Origin of the sequence: Enterobacter sp. CC120223-11, from assembly GCF_900215375.1 — a bacterium.
Lineage (GTDB): Bacteria > Pseudomonadota > Gammaproteobacteria > Enterobacterales > Enterobacteriaceae > Scandinavium.
In genome coordinates, this window is record NZ_OBEF01000016.1 from 75476 (window position 1) to 96310 (window position 20835).

The 20835-nt window shown below is 53.2% G+C and carries 19 protein-coding genes and 2 tRNA genes; 15 read left to right on the plus strand and 6 right to left on the minus strand.

Annotation, left to right across the window (positions count from 1 at the left end):
• From rpmA to cgtA, 3 genes are all read left to right on the plus strand, one after another.
• A complete protein-coding gene (gene rpmA / locus CRO87_RS17425; RefSeq protein WP_097164196.1) occupies positions 1 to 258 on the plus strand; it encodes a 50S ribosomal protein L27 in 258 nt (85 codons plus the stop codon).
• 94 nt (positions 259 to 352) lie between these two features.
• Positions 353 to 1318, plus strand: a complete 966-nt coding sequence (locus CRO87_RS17430; protein WP_097164197.1) for a DMT family transporter — start codon at positions 353 to 355, stop codon at positions 1316 to 1318.
• Positions 1319 to 1333: 15 nt separating this feature from the next.
• Positions 1334 to 2506: an Obg family GTPase CgtA gene (gene cgtA, locus CRO87_RS17435; protein WP_097164198.1), complete on the plus strand. Its 1173-nt coding sequence runs from the start codon at positions 1334 to 1336 to the stop codon at positions 2504 to 2506.
• Positions 2507 to 2547: 41 nt separating this feature from the next.
• On the opposite strand, the gene dacB is transcribed toward cgtA, so the two are convergent.
• Positions 2548 to 3981, minus strand: a complete 1434-nt coding sequence (gene dacB / locus CRO87_RS17440; protein ID WP_097164199.1) for a serine-type D-Ala-D-Ala carboxypeptidase — start codon at positions 3979 to 3981, stop codon at positions 2548 to 2550.
• A 247-nt stretch (positions 3982 to 4228) separates the two neighbouring features.
• Here dacB and greA point away from each other — a divergent pair, with 247 nt between their 5' ends.
• Positions 4229 to 4705, plus strand: a complete 477-nt coding sequence (greA, locus tag CRO87_RS17445) for a transcription elongation factor GreA (protein WP_097164200.1) — start codon at positions 4229 to 4231, stop codon at positions 4703 to 4705.
• 140 nt (positions 4706 to 4845) lie between these two features.
• On the opposite strand, the gene yhbY is transcribed toward greA, so the two are convergent.
• Positions 4846 to 5139, minus strand: coding sequence for a ribosome assembly RNA-binding protein YhbY (gene yhbY, locus CRO87_RS17450; protein ID WP_097164201.1), 294 nt, complete (start codon positions 5137 to 5139; stop codon positions 4846 to 4848).
• Positions 5140 to 5264: 125 nt separating this feature from the next.
• Here yhbY and rlmE point away from each other — a divergent pair, with 125 nt between their 5' ends.
• The 7 genes from rlmE (at position 5265) to CRO87_RS17490 (ending at position 11435) form a co-directional block, all read left to right on the plus strand.
• Complete coding sequence (rlmE, locus tag CRO87_RS17460) at positions 5265 to 5894, plus strand: 23S rRNA (uridine(2552)-2'-O)-methyltransferase RlmE (protein ID WP_097164202.1); 630 nt, start codon at positions 5265 to 5267, stop codon at positions 5892 to 5894.
• A 114-nt stretch (positions 5895 to 6008) separates the two neighbouring features.
• A complete protein-coding gene (ftsH, locus tag CRO87_RS17465) occupies positions 6009 to 7943 on the plus strand; it encodes an ATP-dependent zinc metalloprotease FtsH (protein WP_097164203.1) in 1935 nt (644 codons plus the stop codon).
• 100 nt (positions 7944 to 8043) lie between these two features.
• Complete coding sequence (gene folP / locus CRO87_RS17470; protein ID WP_097164204.1) at positions 8044 to 8892, plus strand: dihydropteroate synthase; 849 nt, start codon at positions 8044 to 8046, stop codon at positions 8890 to 8892.
• Positions 8885 to 10222: a phosphoglucosamine mutase gene (gene glmM, locus CRO87_RS17475; protein WP_097164205.1), complete on the plus strand. Its 1338-nt coding sequence runs from the start codon at positions 8885 to 8887 to the stop codon at positions 10220 to 10222. Before folP ends, glmM begins: the two co-directional genes overlap by 8 nt.
• A gap of 228 nt (positions 10223 to 10450) precedes the next feature.
• Entirely contained in the window at positions 10451 to 10780 is a 330-nt protein-coding gene (secG, locus tag CRO87_RS17480; RefSeq protein ID WP_097164206.1) for a preprotein translocase subunit SecG, read from the plus strand.
• Between the two features lie 8 nt (positions 10781 to 10788).
• Positions 10789 to 10875: transfer RNA gene (locus tag CRO87_RS17485), tRNA-Leu, on the plus strand.
• Between the two features lie 161 nt (positions 10876 to 11036).
• Complete coding sequence (locus CRO87_RS17490; RefSeq protein ID WP_097164207.1) at positions 11037 to 11435, plus strand: hypothetical protein; 399 nt, start codon at positions 11037 to 11039, stop codon at positions 11433 to 11435.
• Between the two features lie 52 nt (positions 11436 to 11487).
• Here CRO87_RS17490 and CRO87_RS17495 read toward each other — a convergent pair whose 3' ends face one another.
• The 4 genes from CRO87_RS17495 to argG all read right to left on the minus strand — a co-directional run bounded on the left by CRO87_RS17495 (position 11488) and on the right by argG (position 15541).
• Complete coding sequence (locus tag CRO87_RS17495; RefSeq protein ID WP_097164208.1) at positions 11488 to 12039, minus strand: YfaZ family outer membrane protein; 552 nt, start codon at positions 12037 to 12039, stop codon at positions 11488 to 11490.
• Between the two features lie 80 nt (positions 12040 to 12119).
• A complete protein-coding gene (ompA, locus tag CRO87_RS17500) occupies positions 12120 to 13154 on the minus strand; it encodes a porin OmpA (protein ID WP_097164209.1) in 1035 nt (344 codons plus the stop codon).
• Positions 13155 to 13372: 218 nt separating this feature from the next.
• Positions 13373 to 14002, minus strand: coding sequence for a winged helix-turn-helix transcriptional regulator (locus CRO87_RS17505; RefSeq protein WP_097164210.1), 630 nt, complete (start codon positions 14000 to 14002; stop codon positions 13373 to 13375).
• Positions 14003 to 14194: 192 nt separating this feature from the next.
• Positions 14195 to 15541 carry an argininosuccinate synthase gene (argG, locus tag CRO87_RS17510; protein ID WP_097164211.1) on the minus strand — a complete coding sequence of 449 codons (1347 nt, stop codon included), beginning with the start codon at positions 15539 to 15541 and terminating at the stop codon, positions 14195 to 14197.
• A gap of 333 nt (positions 15542 to 15874) precedes the next feature.
• Here argG and CRO87_RS17515 point away from each other — a divergent pair.
• The 4 genes from CRO87_RS17515 to infB all read left to right on the plus strand — a co-directional run bounded on the left by CRO87_RS17515 (position 15875) and on the right by infB (position 20818).
• A tRNA-Met gene (locus CRO87_RS17515) sits at positions 15875 to 15951 on the plus strand.
• A 196-nt stretch (positions 15952 to 16147) separates the two neighbouring features.
• Entirely contained in the window at positions 16148 to 16600 is a 453-nt protein-coding gene (gene rimP / locus CRO87_RS17520) for a ribosome maturation factor RimP (protein ID WP_141398710.1), read from the plus strand.
• A gap of 27 nt (positions 16601 to 16627) precedes the next feature.
• Positions 16628 to 18115: a transcription termination factor NusA gene (gene nusA / locus CRO87_RS17525; RefSeq protein WP_097164213.1), complete on the plus strand. Its 1488-nt coding sequence runs from the start codon at positions 16628 to 16630 to the stop codon at positions 18113 to 18115.
• A gap of 24 nt (positions 18116 to 18139) precedes the next feature.
• Positions 18140 to 20818 (plus strand): translation initiation factor IF-2, encoded by a 2679-nt coding sequence (infB, locus tag CRO87_RS17530; protein ID WP_097164214.1) that lies wholly within the window; start codon positions 18140 to 18142, stop codon positions 20816 to 20818.
• Positions 20819 to 20835: the final 17 nt, after the last annotated feature.

Genomic DNA, 20835 nt, shown 5'->3' on the forward strand with positions numbered 1-20835 from the left:
ATGGCACATAAAAAGGCTGGCGGCTCAACTCGTAACGGTCGCGACTCAGAAGCTAAACGTCTGGGTGTAAAACGTTTCGGTGGCGAAACTGTACTGGCAGGCAGCATCATCGTTCGTCAACGTGGTACTAAATTCCACGCTGGCAACAACGTTGGTTGTGGCCGTGACCACACTCTGTTTGCGAAAGCAGACGGTAAAGTGAAATTCGAAGTTAAAGGTCCGAACAACCGTAAATTCATCAGCATCGTTGCTGAGTAAGTTTTTCGGTCCGGTAACGGATGAAAGCCCCGCAACGTGTTGCGGGGCTTTTTACATTGAGAGTCCGGAAAATTTCGAACAGGGCTAATTGGGCATGAAGCAGCAGGCGGGCATTGGTATTGTGTTGGCGCTCACCACAGCGATGTGTTGGGGGGCGTTGCCTATCGCCATGAAGCAGGTGCTGGAGGTGATGGAGCCTCCTACCGTGGTGTTTTACCGTTTCTTGATGGCAAGCATTGGCCTGGGGTCGATTCTCGCCATCAGAGGTAAACTCCCACCGCTGCAACTTTTCCGTAAGCCTCGCTGGCTGGTGCTGTTGGCTATCGCCACCGGAGGCCTGTTCGGTAACTTTATTCTGTTCAGCTCGTCGCTTCAGTATTTAAGCCCTACCGCTTCACAGGTGATAGGCCAGCTGTCGCCGGTCGGCATGATGGTTGCCAGCGTCTTTATTCTGAAAGAGAAGATGCGCGGCACCCAGGTGATTGGCGCGATAATGCTGCTCTGCGGTCTGGTGATGTTTTTCAACACCAGCCTGACGGAGATCTTTACCCGCCTGACCGATTACACCTGGGGCGTCATTTTTGGCGTCGGGGCGGCAACGGTCTGGGTGAGCTACGGCGTCGCACAAAAGGTGTTATTGCGGCGACTGGCTTCACAGCAGATTCTGTTTTTGCTGTACACTTTATGTACGATAGCACTGCTGCCGTTGGCGAAGCCGGGAGTTATTACCCAGTTGAGCGACTGGCAGCTGGCCTGTCTGGTTTTCTGCGGGCTGAACACCCTGGTGGGTTACGGTGCGCTGGCTGAGGCCATGGCGCGCTGGCAGGCGGCACAGGTGAGCGCGTTAATCACGCTGACTCCCCTGTTCACGCTGTTATTTTCAGATTTATTATCAATGGCCTGGCCCGATTTCTTCGCCAGACCGATGTTGAACCTTTTAGGTTATCTCGGTGCGTTTGTCGTGGTTGCGGGCGCGATGTATTCCGCCATTGGTCATCGTCTATGGGGACGGTGGCGTCAGCGTGAAGCGGTTGTACCGCTCCCCCGCTCAGGCGAATGATTTACGGAGAGTAAAATGAAGTTTGTTGATGAAGCAACAATCCTGGTTGTGGCAGGTGATGGCGGCAATGGCTGCGTCAGCTTCCGCCGTGAAAAATATATTCCACGCGGTGGCCCGGACGGCGGCGACGGCGGTGACGGCGGTGACGTATGGCTGGAAGCCGATGAGAACCTGAATACCCTCATCGATTATCGCTTCGAAAAATCTTTCCGCGCCGAACGTGGTCAGAACGGCCAGAGCCGTGACTGTACTGGTAAGCGTGGTAAAGATGTGACCGTGAAGGTACCGGTCGGGACGCGCGTTATCGATCAGGGCACCGGTGAAACCATGGGCGATATGACCAAACACGGTCAGCGTCTGATGGTGGGCAAAGGCGGCTGGCACGGCTTGGGTAACAGCCGTTTTAAATCTTCCGTTAACCGTTCTCCGCGTCAAAAAACAATGGGTACGCCGGGCGATAAGCGTGACATTCAGCTGGAGCTGATGCTGTTGGCCGACGTCGGAATGCTGGGGATGCCGAACGCCGGTAAATCCACCTTTATTCGTGCCGTCTCTGCGGCGAAGCCAAAAGTGGCTGACTATCCGTTTACCACGCTGGTGCCAAGCCTTGGCGTTGTGCGTATGGACAACGAAAAGAGCTTTGTTGTGGCCGACATCCCTGGCCTGATTGAAGGCGCTGCAGAAGGCGCAGGCCTCGGCATTCGCTTCCTGAAGCACCTTGAGCGCTGCCGCGTACTGCTGCACCTGATCGACATCGATCCAATCGACGGTTCCGATCCGGTTGAAAACGCCCGCATCATCATCGGCGAACTGGAAAAGTACAGTGAAAAACTGGCAGAAAAACCGCGCTGGCTGGTGTTCAATAAAATCGACCTGATGGACAAAGCAGAGGCCGAAGAGAAAGCCAAAGCTATCGCTGAAGCGCTGGGATGGGAAGATAAATTCTACCTGATCTCCGCCGCCAGCCAGCAGGGCGTGAAAGATCTTTGCTGGGATGTGATGACCTTCATCATCGAAAACCCGGTCGCGAAAGCGGAAGAAGAGAAGCAGCCTGAGAAAGTCGAATTCATGTGGGATGACTACCATCGCCAGCAGCTTGAAGAAGCTGAAGCGGAAGACGACGAAGAGTGGGACGATGACTGGGATGAAGACGACGAAGAAGGCGTCGAGTTCATCTACAAGCACTAAGTTCGCTGTAAAGAAAAGGCTCCCAATGGGAGCCTTTTTGCTTAGTTATTCTGATAGATATCTTTGTACAACCGACTTTCAAAACGCACCAACGGAATGCGGCGGTTGCGCTGATCGGCAGGTTCCACAGCATAGCCTGAAAGATATTGTACGAAGGCCATGCGCTGTCCGCTGGCTGTCGTAATAAAGCCTGCGAGGTTATAGACGCCCTGCAACGAACCTGTCTTCGCCGATACTTTCTTATCTACGCCAGCCTGATGCAGCCCCGCACGGTATTGCAGAGAGCCATCAACGCCTGCCAGAGGCAGCATGGAGATGAAGTTCAGCTCCGTATCGTGCTGGGCGATGTACTGCAACACCTGCATCATGGTGGCTGGGGCAATCAGGTTATGGCGCGAGAGGCCGGAGCCATCAGCGATAATCGTGTTGCCTAAATCCACACCTGCTTGCTGGCGGAGGATCTGGCGGACGGCATCGGATCCCGCACGCCACGTACCCGGCACGCCGAAACGGGCATGCCCGATGGTGCGGAAAACGGTGTCGGCGATCATGTTGTCCGATTTTTTCAGCATGATCCTCAGCAGATCGTGCAGCGGCGCTGATTGCTTACTGGCGATCACCGTGCCCGGCTCGTTGACCAGCGTCTGGCGCAGCAGCGTGCCGCTGTAGGTAATGCCTGCCTGTTTAAGTTCATCTTTCAGTATCGCGCCTGCATAGCTGGCGCCATCCTGAATGGCAAAGGCCAGCGGCAGCGGCTCGGCACGCTGCGGCAGGCAGCCGGTTAGCGTGTAGCGATTGAGGTCGCCAGGTACGACGTCCAGTTCACAATATTGCGCTTCACCTGAACCGCGCTGCAGCGTTCGGACCTGGCTGAACATGGTTACCGGGTAGTAAGAGGCGACGCGGATAAAGGCCAGATCGCCGGGTTTTTGCGCGCTGTAGAGTGAAACGGAGAAGCAGTTACGATCGACTATCGCGGCAGCCGGAGGTGCGCTGAAGCACTGGGTAAGATCGTTCCACGGCCAGCCGGGCGCTTTGTCGTGACTGGCAAAAACGGAGGTGTCGATCAACACGTTGCCATCAATTTGCTGCACGCCTGATTTTTTCAGGACGGCTACCATATTGCGAATATCCTGGCGTTTTAGCGTCGGATCGCCGCCAAATCGCGCCACAAGGTCGCCTTTCAGGATGCCGTTATCGACGCTGCCTTTGCTTTCCAGGGTTGTCGTGAAACGGAAATCCGGCCCCAGTTGCAGCAGCGCCGCCAGGGCAGTGATCACCTTTTGCGTACTGGCCGGTAACGCCATTTGTTGGCTGTGATAATCAATATCAGGCGCTTTGGCACCGATCTTCTGAACCATAAGGGCCAGGTTCGCGCCCGCCGGGAGCTGGGTGACATACTCCTCGACGTTAGCGGCCTGAACGCTAAAGGCTAAACTGGTGGTCAATCCGATGATAAATCTGGAAAATCGCATAATCTCGCGCTAACAACCTGGAAACAAGCCGTCATACTACGGCGCAAAGCCCTGTAAAGTAAACGATGACCCGTAGTGAACTTCGGGGTAAAATAGCCATCAAACAGAAAAATTGCCGCTGGCCTGGAATTTTCGTTCCGGGTCAGTTTTCTTTTTGCTTAACTTCTGGCTCCCTGATGAGCCGCAGAAGGACATGCAGGGCTGCAGCGCAGGCTGCGCCTGAAAGAATGATGAAGAGGTATAACTCATGCAAGCTATTCCGATGACCTTACGTGGTGCTGAAAAACTGCGCGAAGAGCTGGAATTCCTGAAATCCGTTCGTCGCCCTGAAATCATCGCATCGATTGCCGAAGCCCGTGAGCATGGCGATCTGAAAGAGAACGCTGAATATCACGCCGCCCGCGAGCAGCAGGGCTTCTGCGAAGGCCGAATCAAGGATATTGAAGCGAAGCTGTCTAACGCTCAAGTTATCGATATCACCAAAATGCCGAACGCCGGGCGTGTGATTTTCGGAGCGACTGTACAGGTGCTGAACCTGGATAACGACGAAGAGACGAGCTGGCGTATCGTGGGTGATGATGAGGCTGATTTTAAGCAGAATCTTATCTCTGTGAACTCACCGATTGCCCGTGGACTTATCGGCAAAGAGCAGGACGACGTGGTGACGATTCAGACGCCTGGTGGCGAAGTAGAATACGAAATCGTCAAGGTCGATTACCTGTAAGCTCCTTTGTTTACAAAATGTAAAGATAAGAAAAAGGCCGCATAGCGGCCTTTTAACAACGTTAAGAGCGTGGCATTTTGCTCACCTGCCCGCGGAAACCCCTCGTTTTACACATCAAATGTGTTCAATTCAGGTTACTCTTAACGTGGCAGCGAGATTTTGCGCTCTGCTGTTGGGCGATACAGAACCAGCGTTTTACCGATGACCTGTACATTACAGGCGCCGGTTTCGCGAACGATAGCTTCCACGATCAGATTTTTGGTCTCGCGATCTTCCGAGGCGATTTTCACCTTGATCAACTCGTGGTGGCCTAACGCTTGTTCAATCTCGGCCAGTACCCCTTCGGTCAAACCATTGTTGCCAAGCATAACTACCGGCTTGAGCGGATGTGCCAGACCTTTCAGGTGCTGTTTTTGTTTAGTACTCAGATTCATCGTATATTTTTGCTTACGTTGGGATTGAAAACGGTTCATTCTACCGCCATCTCTCAACTATCGCCAAATCGGCCGTTAAAATTTACGCAGCCGTGTACGATGGTCTGCCCCGACGGGAATGTTAAATGACAGGTAAAAAGCGTTCTGCCAGCTCCAGCCGCTGGCTCCAGGAACACTTTAGCGACAAATATGTTCAGCAGGCGCAGAAAAAGGGGTTACGTTCCCGCGCCTGGTTTAAACTTGATGAAATACAGCAAAGTGACAAACTTTTTAAACCGGGAATGACGGTGGTCGATCTCGGTGCTGCGCCCGGCGGATGGTCACAGTACGCAGTGACACAGATCGGCGGCAACGGCCGCATCATCGCTTGCGATCTTTTACCGATGGATCCAATTGTTGGTGTGGACTTCCTTCAGGGCGATTTTCGTGATGAATTAGTGCTGAAAGCGTTACTTGATCGTGTAGGTGACAGTAAAGTCCAGGTTGTCATGTCCGATATGGCTCCAAACATGTGCGGAACACCAGCGGTGGATATTCCCCGTGCCATGTATCTGGTGGAGCTGGCGCTTGAGATGAGTCGGGATGTTCTGGCTCCAGGCGGCAGTTTTTTAGTGAAGGTGTTTCAGGGCGAAGGTTTCGAGGAGTACCTTAAGGAAATTCGCTCCCTGTTTACGAAAGTGAAAGTTCGTAAGCCGGACTCTTCCCGCGCCCGTTCGCGTGAAGTGTACATTGTAGCGACCGGGCGAAAACCATAACCCGACGCTTTTAGGCCCATGCCGGTGCGGCAGCGGTTTGAAATGTGTCGGATGTATAGTAACCTGACGCTGTTATTAACACAGTTGTAATAAGAGGTTAATCCCTTGAGTGACATGGCGAAAAACCTAATACTCTGGCTGGTCATCGCAGTTGTGCTGATGTCAGTGTTCCAGAGCTTTGGGCCCAGCGAGTCAAATGGCCGTAAGGTGGATTACTCTACCTTCCTGCAAGAGGTCAATCAGGACCAGGTTCGCGAAGCGCGTATCAACGGACGTGAGATCAACGTTACCAAGAAAGATAGTAACCGTTACACGACTTATATTCCGGTTAACGATCCTAAGCTGCTTGATAACCTGCTGACCAAAAACGTGAAAGTAGTGGGCGAACCGCCTGAAGAACCAAGCCTGCTGGCTTCTATCTTCATTTCCTGGTTCCCAATGCTTCTGCTGATTGGTGTCTGGATCTTCTTCATGCGCCAGATGCAGGGCGGCGGTGGCAAAGGTGCCATGTCGTTCGGTAAAAGCAAAGCGCGCATGCTGACGGAAGACCAGATCAAAACCACTTTTGCCGACGTTGCAGGTTGCGACGAAGCGAAAGAGGAAGTGGGCGAACTGGTGGAATATCTGCGTGAGCCAAGCCGCTTCCAGAAACTGGGCGGTAAAATTCCAAAAGGCGTGCTGATGGTCGGTCCTCCGGGGACCGGTAAAACCCTGCTCGCGAAGGCTATCGCTGGCGAAGCGAAAGTGCCTTTCTTCACCATTTCCGGTTCTGACTTCGTTGAAATGTTCGTCGGTGTTGGTGCATCTCGTGTGCGCGACATGTTCGAGCAGGCCAAGAAAGCAGCACCTTGCATTATCTTCATCGATGAAATCGACGCCGTAGGCCGCCAGCGTGGCGCAGGCCTGGGCGGTGGTCACGATGAACGTGAGCAGACTCTGAACCAGATGCTGGTTGAGATGGATGGCTTCGAAGGTAACGAAGGTATTATCGTTATCGCCGCAACAAACCGTCCGGACGTACTTGACCCTGCGCTGCTGCGCCCGGGCCGCTTCGACCGTCAGGTTGTGGTAGGTCTGCCGGACGTTCGCGGACGTGAACAGATCCTGAAAGTTCACATGCGTCGCGTGCCTCTGGCTCCGGATATCGATGCGGCAATTATTGCGCGTGGTACGCCAGGCTTCTCCGGTGCGGATCTTGCGAACCTTGTCAACGAAGCCGCTCTGTTTGCCGCTCGCGGTAACAAGCGTGTCGTTTCGATGGTCGAGTTCGAGAAAGCGAAAGACAAAATCATGATGGGTGCGGAACGTCGCTCCATGGTGATGACGGAAGCGCAGAAAGAGTCCACGGCTTACCACGAAGCAGGCCATGCGATTATCGGCCGTTTGGTTCCGGAACACGATCCGGTGCACAAAGTGACAATCATTCCGCGCGGTCGTGCGCTGGGTGTGACCTTCTTCCTGCCTGAAGGCGACGCAATCAGCGCCAGCCGTCAGAAGCTGGAAAGCCAAATCTCCACGCTGTACGGTGGTCGTCTGGCGGAAGAGATCATCTATGGCGTAGAGCATGTTTCTACCGGTGCGTCCAACGACATTAAAGTCGCGACTAACCTGGCACGTAACATGGTGACCCAGTGGGGCTTCTCCGACAAACTCGGTCCGCTGCTCTATGCAGAGGAAGATGGCGAAGTGTTCCTCGGTCGTTCCGTAGCGAAAGCCAAACATATGTCTGATGAAACGGCTCGTATCATCGATCAGGAAGTGAAAGCGCTTATCGAACGTAACTACGCTCGTGCGCGTCAGATCCTGAATGACAACATGGACATCCTGCACTCGATGAAAGATGCGCTCATGAAGTATGAGACCATCGATGCGCCGCAGATTGATGACCTGATGGCTCGCCGCGATGTTCGCCCGCCAGCTGGCTGGGAAGATCCAGGCGCGTCCAATAACTCTGACAGCAATGGCACCCCGAAAGCGCCGCGCCCGGTAGATGAGCCGCGCACGCCAAACCCGGGTAACACCATGTCAGAGCAGCTGGGCGACAAATAAGTTATCCATTGTTGATGACGCTGCTTTAGCTGAAAACCCTGGGGCGATCGCTCCGGGGTTTTTTTATTCTTATTTCGCCAGTACTTACCAGGGATCTGTCATGAAACTTTTCGCCCAGGGCACTCATCTCGACCTCGCTTATCCTCACGTGATGGGTATCCTCAACGTTACACCCGACTCTTTTTCGGATGGTGGCACCCATAACACGCTGATTGAGGCGGTTAAGCATGCCAATCTGATGATTAATGCCGGGGCGACTATCATTGATGTCGGGGGAGAATCCACCCGTCCAGGCGCCGCGGAAGTGAGCGTTGATGAAGAACTGTCCCGGGTGATCCCAGTGATTGAGGCAGTTGCTCAGCGCTTTGAGGTCTGGATTTCGGTCGATACCTCCAAACCAGAGGTGATCCGCGAGTCTGCACGTGTTGGCGCGCATATCATCAACGATATCCGCTCGCTGACGGAGCCTGGTGCGCTGGAAGCGGCTGCCGAAACCGGCCTGCCGGTGTGCCTGATGCACATGCAGGGTGAACCGCGCACTATGCAGGAAGCGCCAAAATATGACGACGTCTTTGCCGATGTTAATCGCTTCTTTGTTGAACAGATTGCGCGCTGCGAAGCTGCAGGTATCACAAAAGAAAAATTGTTACTCGACCCGGGGTTCGGTTTCGGTAAAAATCTCTCCCACAATTACGCGCTGCTTGCTCGTTTATCCGAACTTCACCATTTTGATCTGCCGCTGCTGGTTGGCATGTCGCGCAAAACGATGATTGGACAGTTACTGAATGTCGGCCCCTCGGAGCGTCTGAGTGGGAGCCTGGCTTGTGCAGTGATTGCGGCGATGCAGGGTGCGCACATTATTCGCGTTCATGACGTGAAAGAGACCGTTGAAGCGATGCGGGTGGTGGAAGCCACCCTTTCAGCAAAGGAAAACAAACGCTATGAGTAATCGTAAATATTTTGGCACCGACGGCATCCGTGGTCGCGTAGGTGATGCGCCAATTACTCCTGACTTCGTGCTCAAGCTAGGCTTTGCTGCGGGTAAAGTGTTGGCTCGCCACGGTTCACGTAAAGTGATTATCGGCAAAGACACCCGTATCTCTGGCTATATGCTGGAATCCGCTCTGGAAGCCGGTCTGGCGGCTGCGGGCTTGTCTGCATCCTTTACCGGCCCAATGCCGACGCCTGCCGTGGCCTACCTCACGCGTACCTTTCGTGCTGAAGCGGGGATTGTGATCTCCGCTTCCCATAACCCGTTCTATGACAACGGCATTAAATTTTTCTCCATCGACGGCACGAAGCTGCCGGATGCCGTAGAAGAAGCCATTGAAGCCGAACTGGAAAAAGAGATCACCTGTGTGGATTCTGCAGAACTCGGCAAAGCCAGCCGCATTGTCGATGCCGCGGGCCGCTACATTGAGTTTTGTAAGGCGACGTTCCCGAACGAGCTGAACCTTAACGAACTGAAAATTGTGGTGGATTGCGCCAACGGGGCGACCTATCACATTGCGCCAAACGTCTTCCGTGAACTGGGTGCGAAGGTCATCACCATCGGCTGCGAACCAAACGGTTTGAACATTAACGAAGAAGTCGGCGCGACCGACGTGCGTGCGCTCCAGGCTCGTGTGCTGGCAGAGAAGGCGCATATGGGTATCGCCTTTGACGGTGACGGTGACCGCGTGATCATGGTTGATCACGAAGGTAACAAGGTGGATGGCGATCAGATCCTCTACATCATCGCTCGTGAAGGCCTGCGTCAGGGCCAGCTGCGCGGTGGTGCTGTCGGCACGCTGATGAGCAACATGGGCCTCGAAGTCGCGCTCAAACAGTTGGGGATTCCATTTACCCGTGCCAAAGTCGGCGACCGTTACGTGCTGGAAGCGATGCAGGAAAAAGGCTGGCGTATTGGGGCTGAAAACTCGGGTCACGTGATCCTGCTGGACAAAACCACTACCGGTGACGGCATTGTTGCTGCGCTGCAGGTCGTGGCGGCGATGGCGCGCAATCATATGACGTTGCAGGATCTGTGCAGCGGAATGAAGATGTTCCCTCAGGTGTTGGTGAATGTTCGCTACACCGACGGCAGCGAAAACCCGCTGGAAAATGAAACCGTGAAAAGCGTGACGGCTGAAGTTGAAGCCGCACTGGGCAGCCGCGGGCGCGTGTTGTTGCGTAAATCGGGCACCGAGCCGCTGATTCGCGTGATGGTCGAAGGCGAAGATGATGCACAGGTTAACGCCTTTGCTAACCGTATCGCTGACGCAGTGAAGGCCGTTTAAGTTTTGCGTTAACTGCTTAAAAAGGCGGCTTTTGCTGCCTTTTTGCTGCGCGGAATTTTGCATTTTGCTGTTTTTTTCCGCACTTGATACAATGCGACGAAATTGCCCTTGCGAAGCCCATTCGCTTTGGTTAGTATTCACACCCGCTTCAGTGGGAAACATTAAAAAGTCCCGCTTTATTGGTTGAAGCAATTGGTATGCGGTAATACCGCAAGGAACAGGTTGATTATGTACGAAGCTCTTTTGGTCGTTTTCCTTCTTGTTGCGATTGGCCTCGTTGGTCTGATCATGCTGCAGCAAGGTAAAGGCGCTGATATGGGAGCCTCCTTCGGAGCAGGCGCATCCGCTACGTTGTTTGGTTCTGGTGGTTCTGGTAATTTCATGACCCGAATGACCGCAGTTCTGGCGACGCTGTTCTTCATTATCAGTCTGGTACTCGGTAACCTGAATACCAACAAAACCAATAAAGGAAGCGAGTGGGATAACCTGACTGCCCCTAAATCGGAGCAGACTCAGCCAGCAGCACCGGCCCAGCCGAGCAGCGATATCCCGCACTAAGGTTCTGTACCGAGGTGGTGGAATTGGTAGACACGCTACCTTGAGGTGGTAGTGCCCTAACGGGCTTGTGGGTTCGAGTCCCATCCTCGGTACCAATATTCCAGAAAAGAGACGTCGAAAGACGTCTTTTTTTGTTTTTGTCCTTTCTCATTTTCGCCTGTTTTTTAATAAACAAATCTCTCCTGTTGGCCCTCACCATTAACCGATAAAGTCGGCTTCGTCTATTTTCACATCATCATGCAGGAACGAAGACGCCATGACTCTCTCTAAAACCGTGCTGCTGGCGGGCATATTTATGCTGACCGCTTGCAGTCATTCATCTTCTTTAAATACCGCCAATGAAATACAGGAAATGTCGGTGCCTGTTGTTCATGAGCAAAATAGCGCAGCGGCAAACAATCGTGACGTGACGAGTTGTTATAAAGATAATGCCCAGAGGCTCAGCAAACTCCAGTTTTCATTGAAATCGGATTTGGGTGAGGATGTGCAACCTTCAGAAATATTTGATACCCACAGCGATGCTCATCGCGTATATGTGGCTTTGTCGAAGCTTGAGCAGATCTCAGCGATGAATGAGACTTACCATAAAGAGGGGAACGTGGCAGGGCTGAAGGCGATCAATGAGATGCTGAAACCTGTGAACGTGGCGGCGTGAATCACGCCTGATGTAAGAAAGATTGCCGGGCCCCCGGCAATCCATAAGGGGGTCAGAAGGTAAAGTTGAAGCCTGCATAGGCCCCGTCAGCGAGCGTGTTATCACGATGACCGTTCTTGCCCTCCATATCGATATAGCGATATCCCGCCTCGATATTCATTGATTTGATAACGTGCAGACGCACACCCGCATTGGCTTCCTTGTAATCTTCAACGCCGCTGGAGAGAGAATCCGGCGAGTAATAGTAATCTCCGAATACGGTGACGAAATCGCCCAGTGGAACCTGCGCCCCGCCGCCAACAGCGACGGCATAACCCTCGTCGCCGTCTTTTGGATTCAGGTACAGCGCCTTACCGCCAACGGTAAACAACACTGGCCCGAGCGGCAGGTTAAACCCCATTCCAAGCCCTGCAACGTCGCCATCATCGTCGCTGTGTCCCCAGTTACCGTTGAACGTGAGGCCCGGATCGTTTGCGCCGAAACTGGCAGAGAGATTGGTGAATTTTTCGCCTGCTTCGGCATGGAGGTTTACTGCGGCATTCGCCGTGGCGGCGGTGCCAAGCGCCACAAGCAGCAGCGCGGTTTTTAATCTGAACATATGCATGGGATGATCCTTCAAATATAAAAAAGCCCGATGCATGTGATCGGGCAAATGAAACAAGTGTTTGCTATCGCGAGTAAGGCTTACTGACCGGAGATTTGAACGACTACGCGGCGGTCAGGAGACAGGCAGCTAATCAGCGCATTGCCGGTCTGGTTGTCACAGGTGGAGCCGGTGACTGATTCAGTCGCGCCGCGGCCTTCTGTTTGGATGTTAGCCGCTGGCATACCGTCAGCAATCAGCTGATCTGCAACTGCCTGAGCACGCTGCGCAGAAAGCTGCTGGTTGTATTCTGCCTGGCCGGTACGGTCGCTGTAGCCGATAACCGTAGTGGAATTGTTCTTCGCCGACTGCATCTCCGGGGAGTTATACAGCTGGTTGATCGCGGCTTTGCCTTCGTCAGTCAGCGTGGCGGAATCGTAGCCGAACATCACGTCAGATTTCAGGTTGAAGGTTTTCACTTCCGGAGCGGCGGCAGGGGCTGCGACAACGGGGGCCACATCATCATGCTGACCAAAGCGGTAAACAATACCGGCGGTCACGGAGTGAACATCAGAGCTCAGACCGATCTGATTCGAGTTGCCAACGTTGCTGACCCACTGGTATTCCAGGCGACCAGCCCAGTTTTTGGTGAAGGCATATTCGGTACCTGCTGCCACGACCGGACGCACGCCCGTTTCAAAGTTGCTATGACCGGCAACGTCGGTTTCCGCCCGATAACCCATTGCGCCGAAACGACCGTACAGGTCCCAGTTATCGGTCAGCCCGTAGCTGGTTTTCAGCGAGAGCTGCAGGCCCTGGCTTTTCATTTTCGCGCCGTTTACACCGTGGTTGCCGTTGTACTGCATATTGCCGAGGTAGTCGTAACCGCCTTCAACTGCCAGCCAGTTATTAATCTGGTAGCCGCCAAATACGCCACCGCCAACGTTGTCGTGATCGACGTTGAAGTCATTGGACGGGGCCAGGCTTTCATTGAAACCTTTATTACCGCTGACGTCTGCATAATGGGACCAGCCAAATTTCGCGCCGCCGTACCAGGTACCCGCGTCACCCGCAGCGAATGCGGTGGACACTGCACATGCGTTTAAAACCATCAGAGCAACAAGCGTCTTTTTCATGTTGAGCCTTAATCCTGTATTTAAGTCTGAAACTCAATGAGTTCGGAAAATAGAGCAGGCGGCTACGATATCGATGATTTTTATTTTCGGTTAATTCAAAGGCGTTTAAATTTAAATAATGCGGGGGTTTTAGACGGATTATTGTCTGGTTGTTTTCTGGTGTGTTGAAATGTAAAAACTCTCTGTGCTTGATTTAAAACAGAGAGTTTCGATGCGGTTCAGAATTTTTCAGGAAGGGATTCGATATGCTGTAAATACCCGCCACGAATAAACTGGATGTATTTTCCTTTCTTCAGGGCGGAGAGGACGTTGAGAACGCTGCTGCGTGAGAGGTGCGTTCTGTCCTGAATATAATCGAGAATGGAAACACGCATTCGCATTTCTTCTGGCAGCAGAATCATTTCCATAAGATGGTTGCGAATAACGGCGTAAGTGCGCTGCTGCAGGACCAGTGCGTCACGATAGGCCAGATAAGCGGTGTGATACGCCAGAAGCGAAGTGGCCTCTTCCCAGAGATTCTTCTCTCTGATGATGGCAAGCGATTCTTCTGCATCAATACGCAGGAGCACGGATTCAGTTTCTACGCGCAAGAGATGGCCACGCATCGGCTGGAGAATTTCAGCAATACCAAATACGTGCCCTTCATACACCGTGATCATCAGTAAGCCATCGGAAGCACGAAGCATTGATACTTCACCCTCCCGGAACAGCCACACTTGCTGCTTGCCTTTATAATTCCAGTTCAGCTTTTTTCTGGCAATCGCATTGACCGGAGTGGCCCTGGGTTCAAGGGCATCCAGCAGTCGATTAATGGCCTGCTGAGGACGAATGGGAGGCGAGATGTGCATAGAGATCCTCATGAGAAATGATGATTTCTTCCGTCAAAATTATACAAGTCATGGTAATGCACAAGCGAGGATACGGACAGGTAAAATAGACTTAAATGTTAGTCAGGGGCAAAAATTGTGATGTGCTGGCAAGCATTATTACGCTTAAAAATAATAAAGGCCGGAACACCGGCCTTTATATACAGGAGAGCATTATTTCTTCGTCAGGCTTTCCAGATTTTCGACCTGCGGCAGGCCATTGCCGGAAGACGCAGACAGCAGGCCCGTTTTCGCATAACCAAACAGCTTTTCACGGGTGTCGGTGATGTCGAGATTGCGCATGGTCAACTGGCCAATACGATCGTCCGGCGAGAAGACGGATTCGCCTTTTTCCATGGTCAGACGTTCCGCTTTATAGGTCAGGTTGTCGGAAACGGTGTTCAGGATTGAATAGTCATTGCCGCGACGCAGCTCCAGCGTGACCTCACCTGTGATCTGACTTGCCACCCAACGCTGCAGACCGTCACGCAGCATCAGCGCCTGAGAATCGAACCAGCGGCCCTGATAGAGCAGACGACCCAACTGGCGACCGTGCGCATGATACTGCTCGATGGTGTCTTCGTTATGAATCCCTGTCAGCAGACGCTCGTAGGCAATGTGCAGCAGCGCCATGCCCGGGGCTTCATAGATGCCGCGGCTCTTGGCTTCGATGATACGGTTTTCAATCTGATCGCTCATACCGAGCCCATGGCGTCCGCCAATGCGATTGGCTTCAAGCATCATTTCCACATCGTCGCTGAAGGTTTTGCCATTCAGCGCAACCGGGTGACCCTGTTCGAAACGGACGGTGACTTCTTCCGCTGGGATCTTCACGCTCTCATCCCAGAACTTCACGCCCATAATCGGGTTAACGATTTTGACGCTGGAGTTCAGGAATTCCAGGTCTTTTGCCTCATGCGTGGCACCGAGCATATTGGAGTCGGTGGAGTAGGCTTTTTCGACGGACATTTTGTAGTCGAAGCCGCAGGCAATCATAAACTCAGACATTTCCTGACGGCCGCCGAGCTCATCGATGAAATCGGTGTCGAGCCAGGGTTTGTAAATTTTCAGTTCGGCGTTGGTCAGCAGGCCATAGCGATAGAAACGTTCGATGTCGTTGCCTTTGTAGGTGCTGCCGTCGCCCCAGATGTTCACGCCGTCTTCTTTCATCGCGGCGACGAGCATGGTACCCGTGACCGCGCGGCCCAGCGGCGTGGTATTGAAATAGGTCAGCCCGCCAGTGGTGTTGTGGAAGGCACCGCACTGAATGGCGGCAATCCCTTCGGCAACCAGCTGCTTACGGCAGTCGATAAGACGTGCATTTTCAGCGCCATATTCCATTGCACGGCGAGGGATAGCATCGTAGTCCTCTTCATCTGGCTGACCGAGGTTCGCGGTATAGGCGTAAGGGACCGCGCCTTTTTTTCGCATCCACAGCAGCGCGGCGCTGGTGTCCAGACCACCGGAGAAAGCGATACCAATACGTTGACCAGATGGAAGATGCTTGAGAATCGTCGTCATAAAGTAAAACCCTGCTTGCCAGACTGTAGTGAGGTAAGTGCTGTCGCGCTTACTGCATGTTTATGCAAAATAAGTGAGTTTTCATTTAATCATCTTTTGCACGGAACCGGAAGTGATTCCTGAGTTTTATCAGAAAAAATCCCTCATGGCCGCCATAACATTATGCATAACATCAGGTTTTCGGCACCCCACCAATTATCAGGCCGAATCAGTTGACATAACGGGTGAATTTTCAATATAATTCAGGCCGATTTTACGTTCCGTCCTCGGTACCAAATCCCAGCAGTATTTGCGTTTTTTACTTCGAATGAGTAAAATATGCCACGTTTCAGGCGCGGGGTGGAGCAGCCTGGTAGCTCGTCGGGCTCATAACCCGAAGGTCGTCGGTTCAAATCCGGCCCCCGCAACCACTTTCCCTTTGAGTTTTTTCAAATCATTTCTTCGAAATCGTCGCTGGATTTGAAAAAATTCTCATGGAAAGGTTTCTAAACCGCATTTGCGGTTATAGGGTTCAGTTATCTAAAGCCCCGATTTATCGGGGTTTTTTGTTATCTGACTAAAGAATAACTGGGCTTTATGCCCTTTTTTTATGTCTTGGGGGTGGGCTTGTCCACATTAGAACAGAAATTAACAGAGATGCTTACGGCGCCGGTTGAGGCACTGGGCTTCGAGCTGGTCGGCATCGAATTCGTTCGCGGTCGCACATCTACGCTGCGCATCTATATTGATAGTGAAGATGGCATCAATGTTGATGATTGTGCTGATGTGAGCCACCAGGTCAGTGCCGTCATGGATGTCGAAGACCCCATTACCGTCGCTTACAACCTGGAAGTTTCCTCACCAGGGCTCGACCGTCCTATGTTCACCGCTGAACATTACACGCGATTCCTCGGTGAAGAGGTTGCCGTGGTCCTGCGTATGGCGGTGCAGAACCGCCGTAAATGGCAGGGCATTATCAAAGCGGTAGACGGTGAGATGATCACTGTTACAGTCGAAGGCAAAGATGAAGTGTTCGCGCTGAGTAACATCCAGAAGGCGAACCTGGTTCCCCACTTTTAACAGTCTGGATTGAGGTGAAAGGCCCCGATGAACAAAGAAATTTTGGCTGTTGTTGAAGCCGTTTCCAACGAAAAGTCGCTGCCGCGCGAGAAGATTTTCGAAGCGCTGGAAAGTGCACTGGCAACGGCTACAAAGAAAAAATACGAGCAAGAGATTGACGTTCGCGTTGAGATCGATCGCAAAAGCGGTGATTTCGATACCTTCCGTCGTTGGGTCATCGTTGAAGAAGTGACTCAGCCAACGAAAGAGATCACCCTCGAAGCGGCGCGCTTCGAAGACGAAAGCTTTAACGTCGGTGAATATGTTGAAGACCAGATTGAATCTGTGACCTTCGACCGTATCACGACTCAGACGGCGAAGCAGGTTATCGTGCAAAAAGTCCGCGAAGCGGAACGCGCGATGGTTGTCGATCAGTTCCGTGAACACGAAGGTGAAATCATCACCGGCGTGGTGAAGAAAGTGAACCGCGACAACATCTCTCTGGATCTGGGCAACAATGCTGAAGCCGTGATCCTGCGTGAAGACATGCTGCCGCGTGAAAACTTCCGTCCGGGCGACCGTATTCGTGGCGTACTCTATTCCGTGCGTCCTGAAGCACGTGGTGCGCAGCTGTTCGTGACCCGTTCTAAGCCAGAAATGCTGGTTGAACTGTTCCGCATCGAAGTGCCAGAAATCGGTGAAGAAGTTATCGAGATCAAAGCGGCGGCTCGCGATCCGGGCTCCCGTGCGAAAATCGCGGTGAAAACTAACGACAAGCGCATTGACCCGGTCGGTGCTTGCGTTGGTATGCGCGGTGCGCGCGTTCAGGCTGTTTCAACTGAGCTTGGCGGCGAACGTATCGATATCGTGCTGTGGGACGACAACCCGGCGCAGTTCGTTATCAACGCAATGGCTCCGGCTGATGTGGCCTCTATCGTCGTTGACGAAGACAAGCACACCATGGACATCGCGGTTGAAGCGGGCAACCTGGCGCAGGCTATCGGCCGTAACGGCCAGAACGTGCGTCTGGCTTCTCAGCTGAGCGGCTGGGATCTCAACGTCATGACCGTTGACGATCTGCAGGAGAAGCATCAGGCAGAAGCCCACGCGGCGATCGATACCTTCACCAAATATCTCGATATTGATGAAGATTTCGCCACCGTACTGGTAGAAGAAGGCTTCTCAAGCCTGGAAGAACTGGCCTACGTGCCAATGAAAGAACTGCTGGAAATCGACGGCCTGGACGAACCGACCGTTGAAGCACTTCGTGAACGTGCGAAAAACGCACTGACCACGCTGGCGCTGGCACAGGAAGAAAGCCTCGGTGACAACAAACCGGCTGACGATCTGCTGAACCTTGAAGGTCTGGATCGCACAATGGCGTTCAAGCTGGCTGCCCGCGGTGTTTGTACGCTGGAAGATCTCGCCGATCAGGGCATTGATGACCTGGCTGACATCGAAGGGTTAACCGACGAAAAAGCCGGTGAACTCATCATGGCCGCACGTAATATTTGCTGGTTCGGCGACGAAGCGTAATAAACTGTAGCAGGAAGGAACAGCATGACAGATGTAACCGTAAAAACGCTGGCCGCAGAAATTCAGACTTCCGTGGACCGCCTGGTACAGCAATTTGCTGATGCAGGTATCCCGAAGAGCGCTGATGATTCTGTGACCGCGCAAGAAAAACAAACCTTGTTGGCGCACCTGAACCGTGAACACGGCTCAACGCCTGACAAGCTGACGCTGCAGCGTAAAACCCGCAGTACCCTGAGCGTTCAGGGTACCGGCGGCAAAAGCAAATCGGTGCAGATTGAAGTCCGTAAAACGCGTACCTTTGTAAAACGTGATCCGCAGGAAGCTGAGCGTCTGGCGGAAGAAGAAGCGAAGCGTGAAGCGGAAGAACAGGCCCGTCGTGAGGCTGAAGAAGCAGCCAAACGTGAGGCACAGGCAAAAGCTGACCGTGAGGCCGCAGAACAAGCTAAGCGTGAATCCGCTGAAAAAGCGAAACGTGACGTTGCGGAAAAAGACAAAGTGAGCAATACAGACGATATGACTAAAACCGCCCAGGCTGAGAAAGCCCGCCGTGACGCTGAATCAGCAGAGATTAAGCGTAAAGCGGAAGAAGAAGCGCGTCGCAAGCTTGAAGAAGATGCGCGCCGCGTAGCGGAAGAAGCCCGCCGCATGGCTGAAGAAAACGAGAAGAACGGCGTGACTAACGCTGAACCGACCGAAGACACCAGTGACTATCATGTCACCACTTCTCAGCACGCGCGCCAGGCTGAAGACGAAAACGACCGTGAAAGTGAAGCGGGTCGTGGCCGTGGTCGTAACACCAAAGCCGCGCGCCCGGCGAAGAAAGCCAACAAACATGCTGAATCCAAAGCCGATCGTGAAGAAGCTCGCGCTTCCGTTCGCGGTGGTAAAGGCGGCAAACGTAAAGGTTCCACGCTGCAGCAGGGCTTCCAGAAGCCAGCTCAGGCCGTTAACCGTGACGTTGTGATTGGCGAAACCATCACCGTTGGCGATCTGGCTAACAAGATGGCGGTCAAAGGCTCTCAGGTCATCAAAGCGATGATGAAGCTGGGCGCAATGGCCACTATCAACCAGGTCATCGACCAGGAAACCGCACAGCTGGTTGCCGAAGAGATGGGCCACAAAGTTATCCTGCGTCGTGAAAACGAGCTGGAAGAAGCGGTAATGAGCGACCGTGATACCGGCGCTGCGGCTGAACCGCGTGCACCGGTTGTGACCATCATGGGTCACGTTGACCACGGTAAAACGTCTCTCCTCGACTACATTCGTTCAACGAAAGTGGCCTCAGGCGAAGCAGGCGGCATTACCCAGCATATCGGTGCTTACCACGTTGAGCACGCCAAAGGGATGATCACCTTCCTCGATACCCCGGGCCACGCCGCGTTTACCTCCATGCGTGCTCGTGGTGCTCAGGCGACGGATATCGTTATCCTTGTTGTTGCTGCCGACGATGGCGTGATGCCACAAACTATCGAAGCTATTCAGCACGCGAAAGCGGCGAACGTACCGGTAGTCGTTGCAGTCAACAAAATCGATAAGATGGAAGCCGATCCGGACCGCGTGAAGCAGGAACTCTCCCAGTACGGCATCATGCCGGAAGAGTGGGGCGGCGAGAGCCAGTTCGTTCACGTGTCTGCGAAAGCAGGTACCGGTATTGACGATCTGCTCGACGCAATCCTGCTGCAGGCTGAAGTTCTGGAGCTGAAAGCCGTGCGTAACGGTATGGCGAGCGGTGCAGTTATCGAATCCTTCCTGGATAAAGGTCGTGGTCCGGTTGCAACCGTTCTGGTTCGCGAAGGTACTCTGCACAAAGGTGATATCGTGCTGTGTGGCTTCGAGTACGGTCGCGTTCGTGCGATGCGTAACGAACTGGGTCAGGAAGTGCTGGAAGCAGGCCCGTCCATTCCAGTTGAGATCCTCGGCCTGTCAGGCGTACCGGCTGCCGGTGACGAAGTGACCGTTGTTCGTGACGAGAAGAAAGCCCGTGAAGTTGCTCTGTATCGTCAGGGTAAATTCCGTGAAGTTAAACTGGCTCGCCAGCAGAAGTCCAAGCTGGAAAACATGTTTGCCAACATGACCGATGGCGAAGTTCACGAAGTGAACGTCGTTCTGAAGGCCGACGTACAGGGTTCTGTCGAAGCGATTTCCGATTCACTGCTGAAACTCTCCACCGACGAAGTGAAGGTGAAGATCATCGGTTCCGGCGTGGGTGGTATCACCGAAACCGACGCCACGCTTGCTGCAGCATCCAACGCGATTCTGGTCGGCTTCAACGTTCGTGCGGATGCCTCTGCACGCCGCGTGATCGAATCTGAAAGCCTGGATCTACGCTACTACTCCGTCATCTATAACCTGATTGACGAAGTGAAAGCAGCGATGAGTGGCATGCTGTCGCCAGAGCTGAAACAGCAGATCATCGGTCTGGCTGAAGTGCGTGACGTGTTCAAATCGCCGAAATTTGGTGCTATCGCAGGTTGTATGGTTACCGAAGGCGTGGTCAAACGTCACAACCCAATCCGCGTCCTGCGCGACAACGTGGTTATCTATGAAGGCGAGCTGGAATCCCTGCGTCGCTTCAAAGATGATGCCAACGAAGTCCGTAACGGCATGGAGTGTGGTATCGGCGTGAAGAACTACAACGACGTTCGCGTTGGCGATATGATCGAAGTGTTCGAGATCATCGAGATCCAACGCAGCATCGATTAATCTGCCGTAGAGTCGTG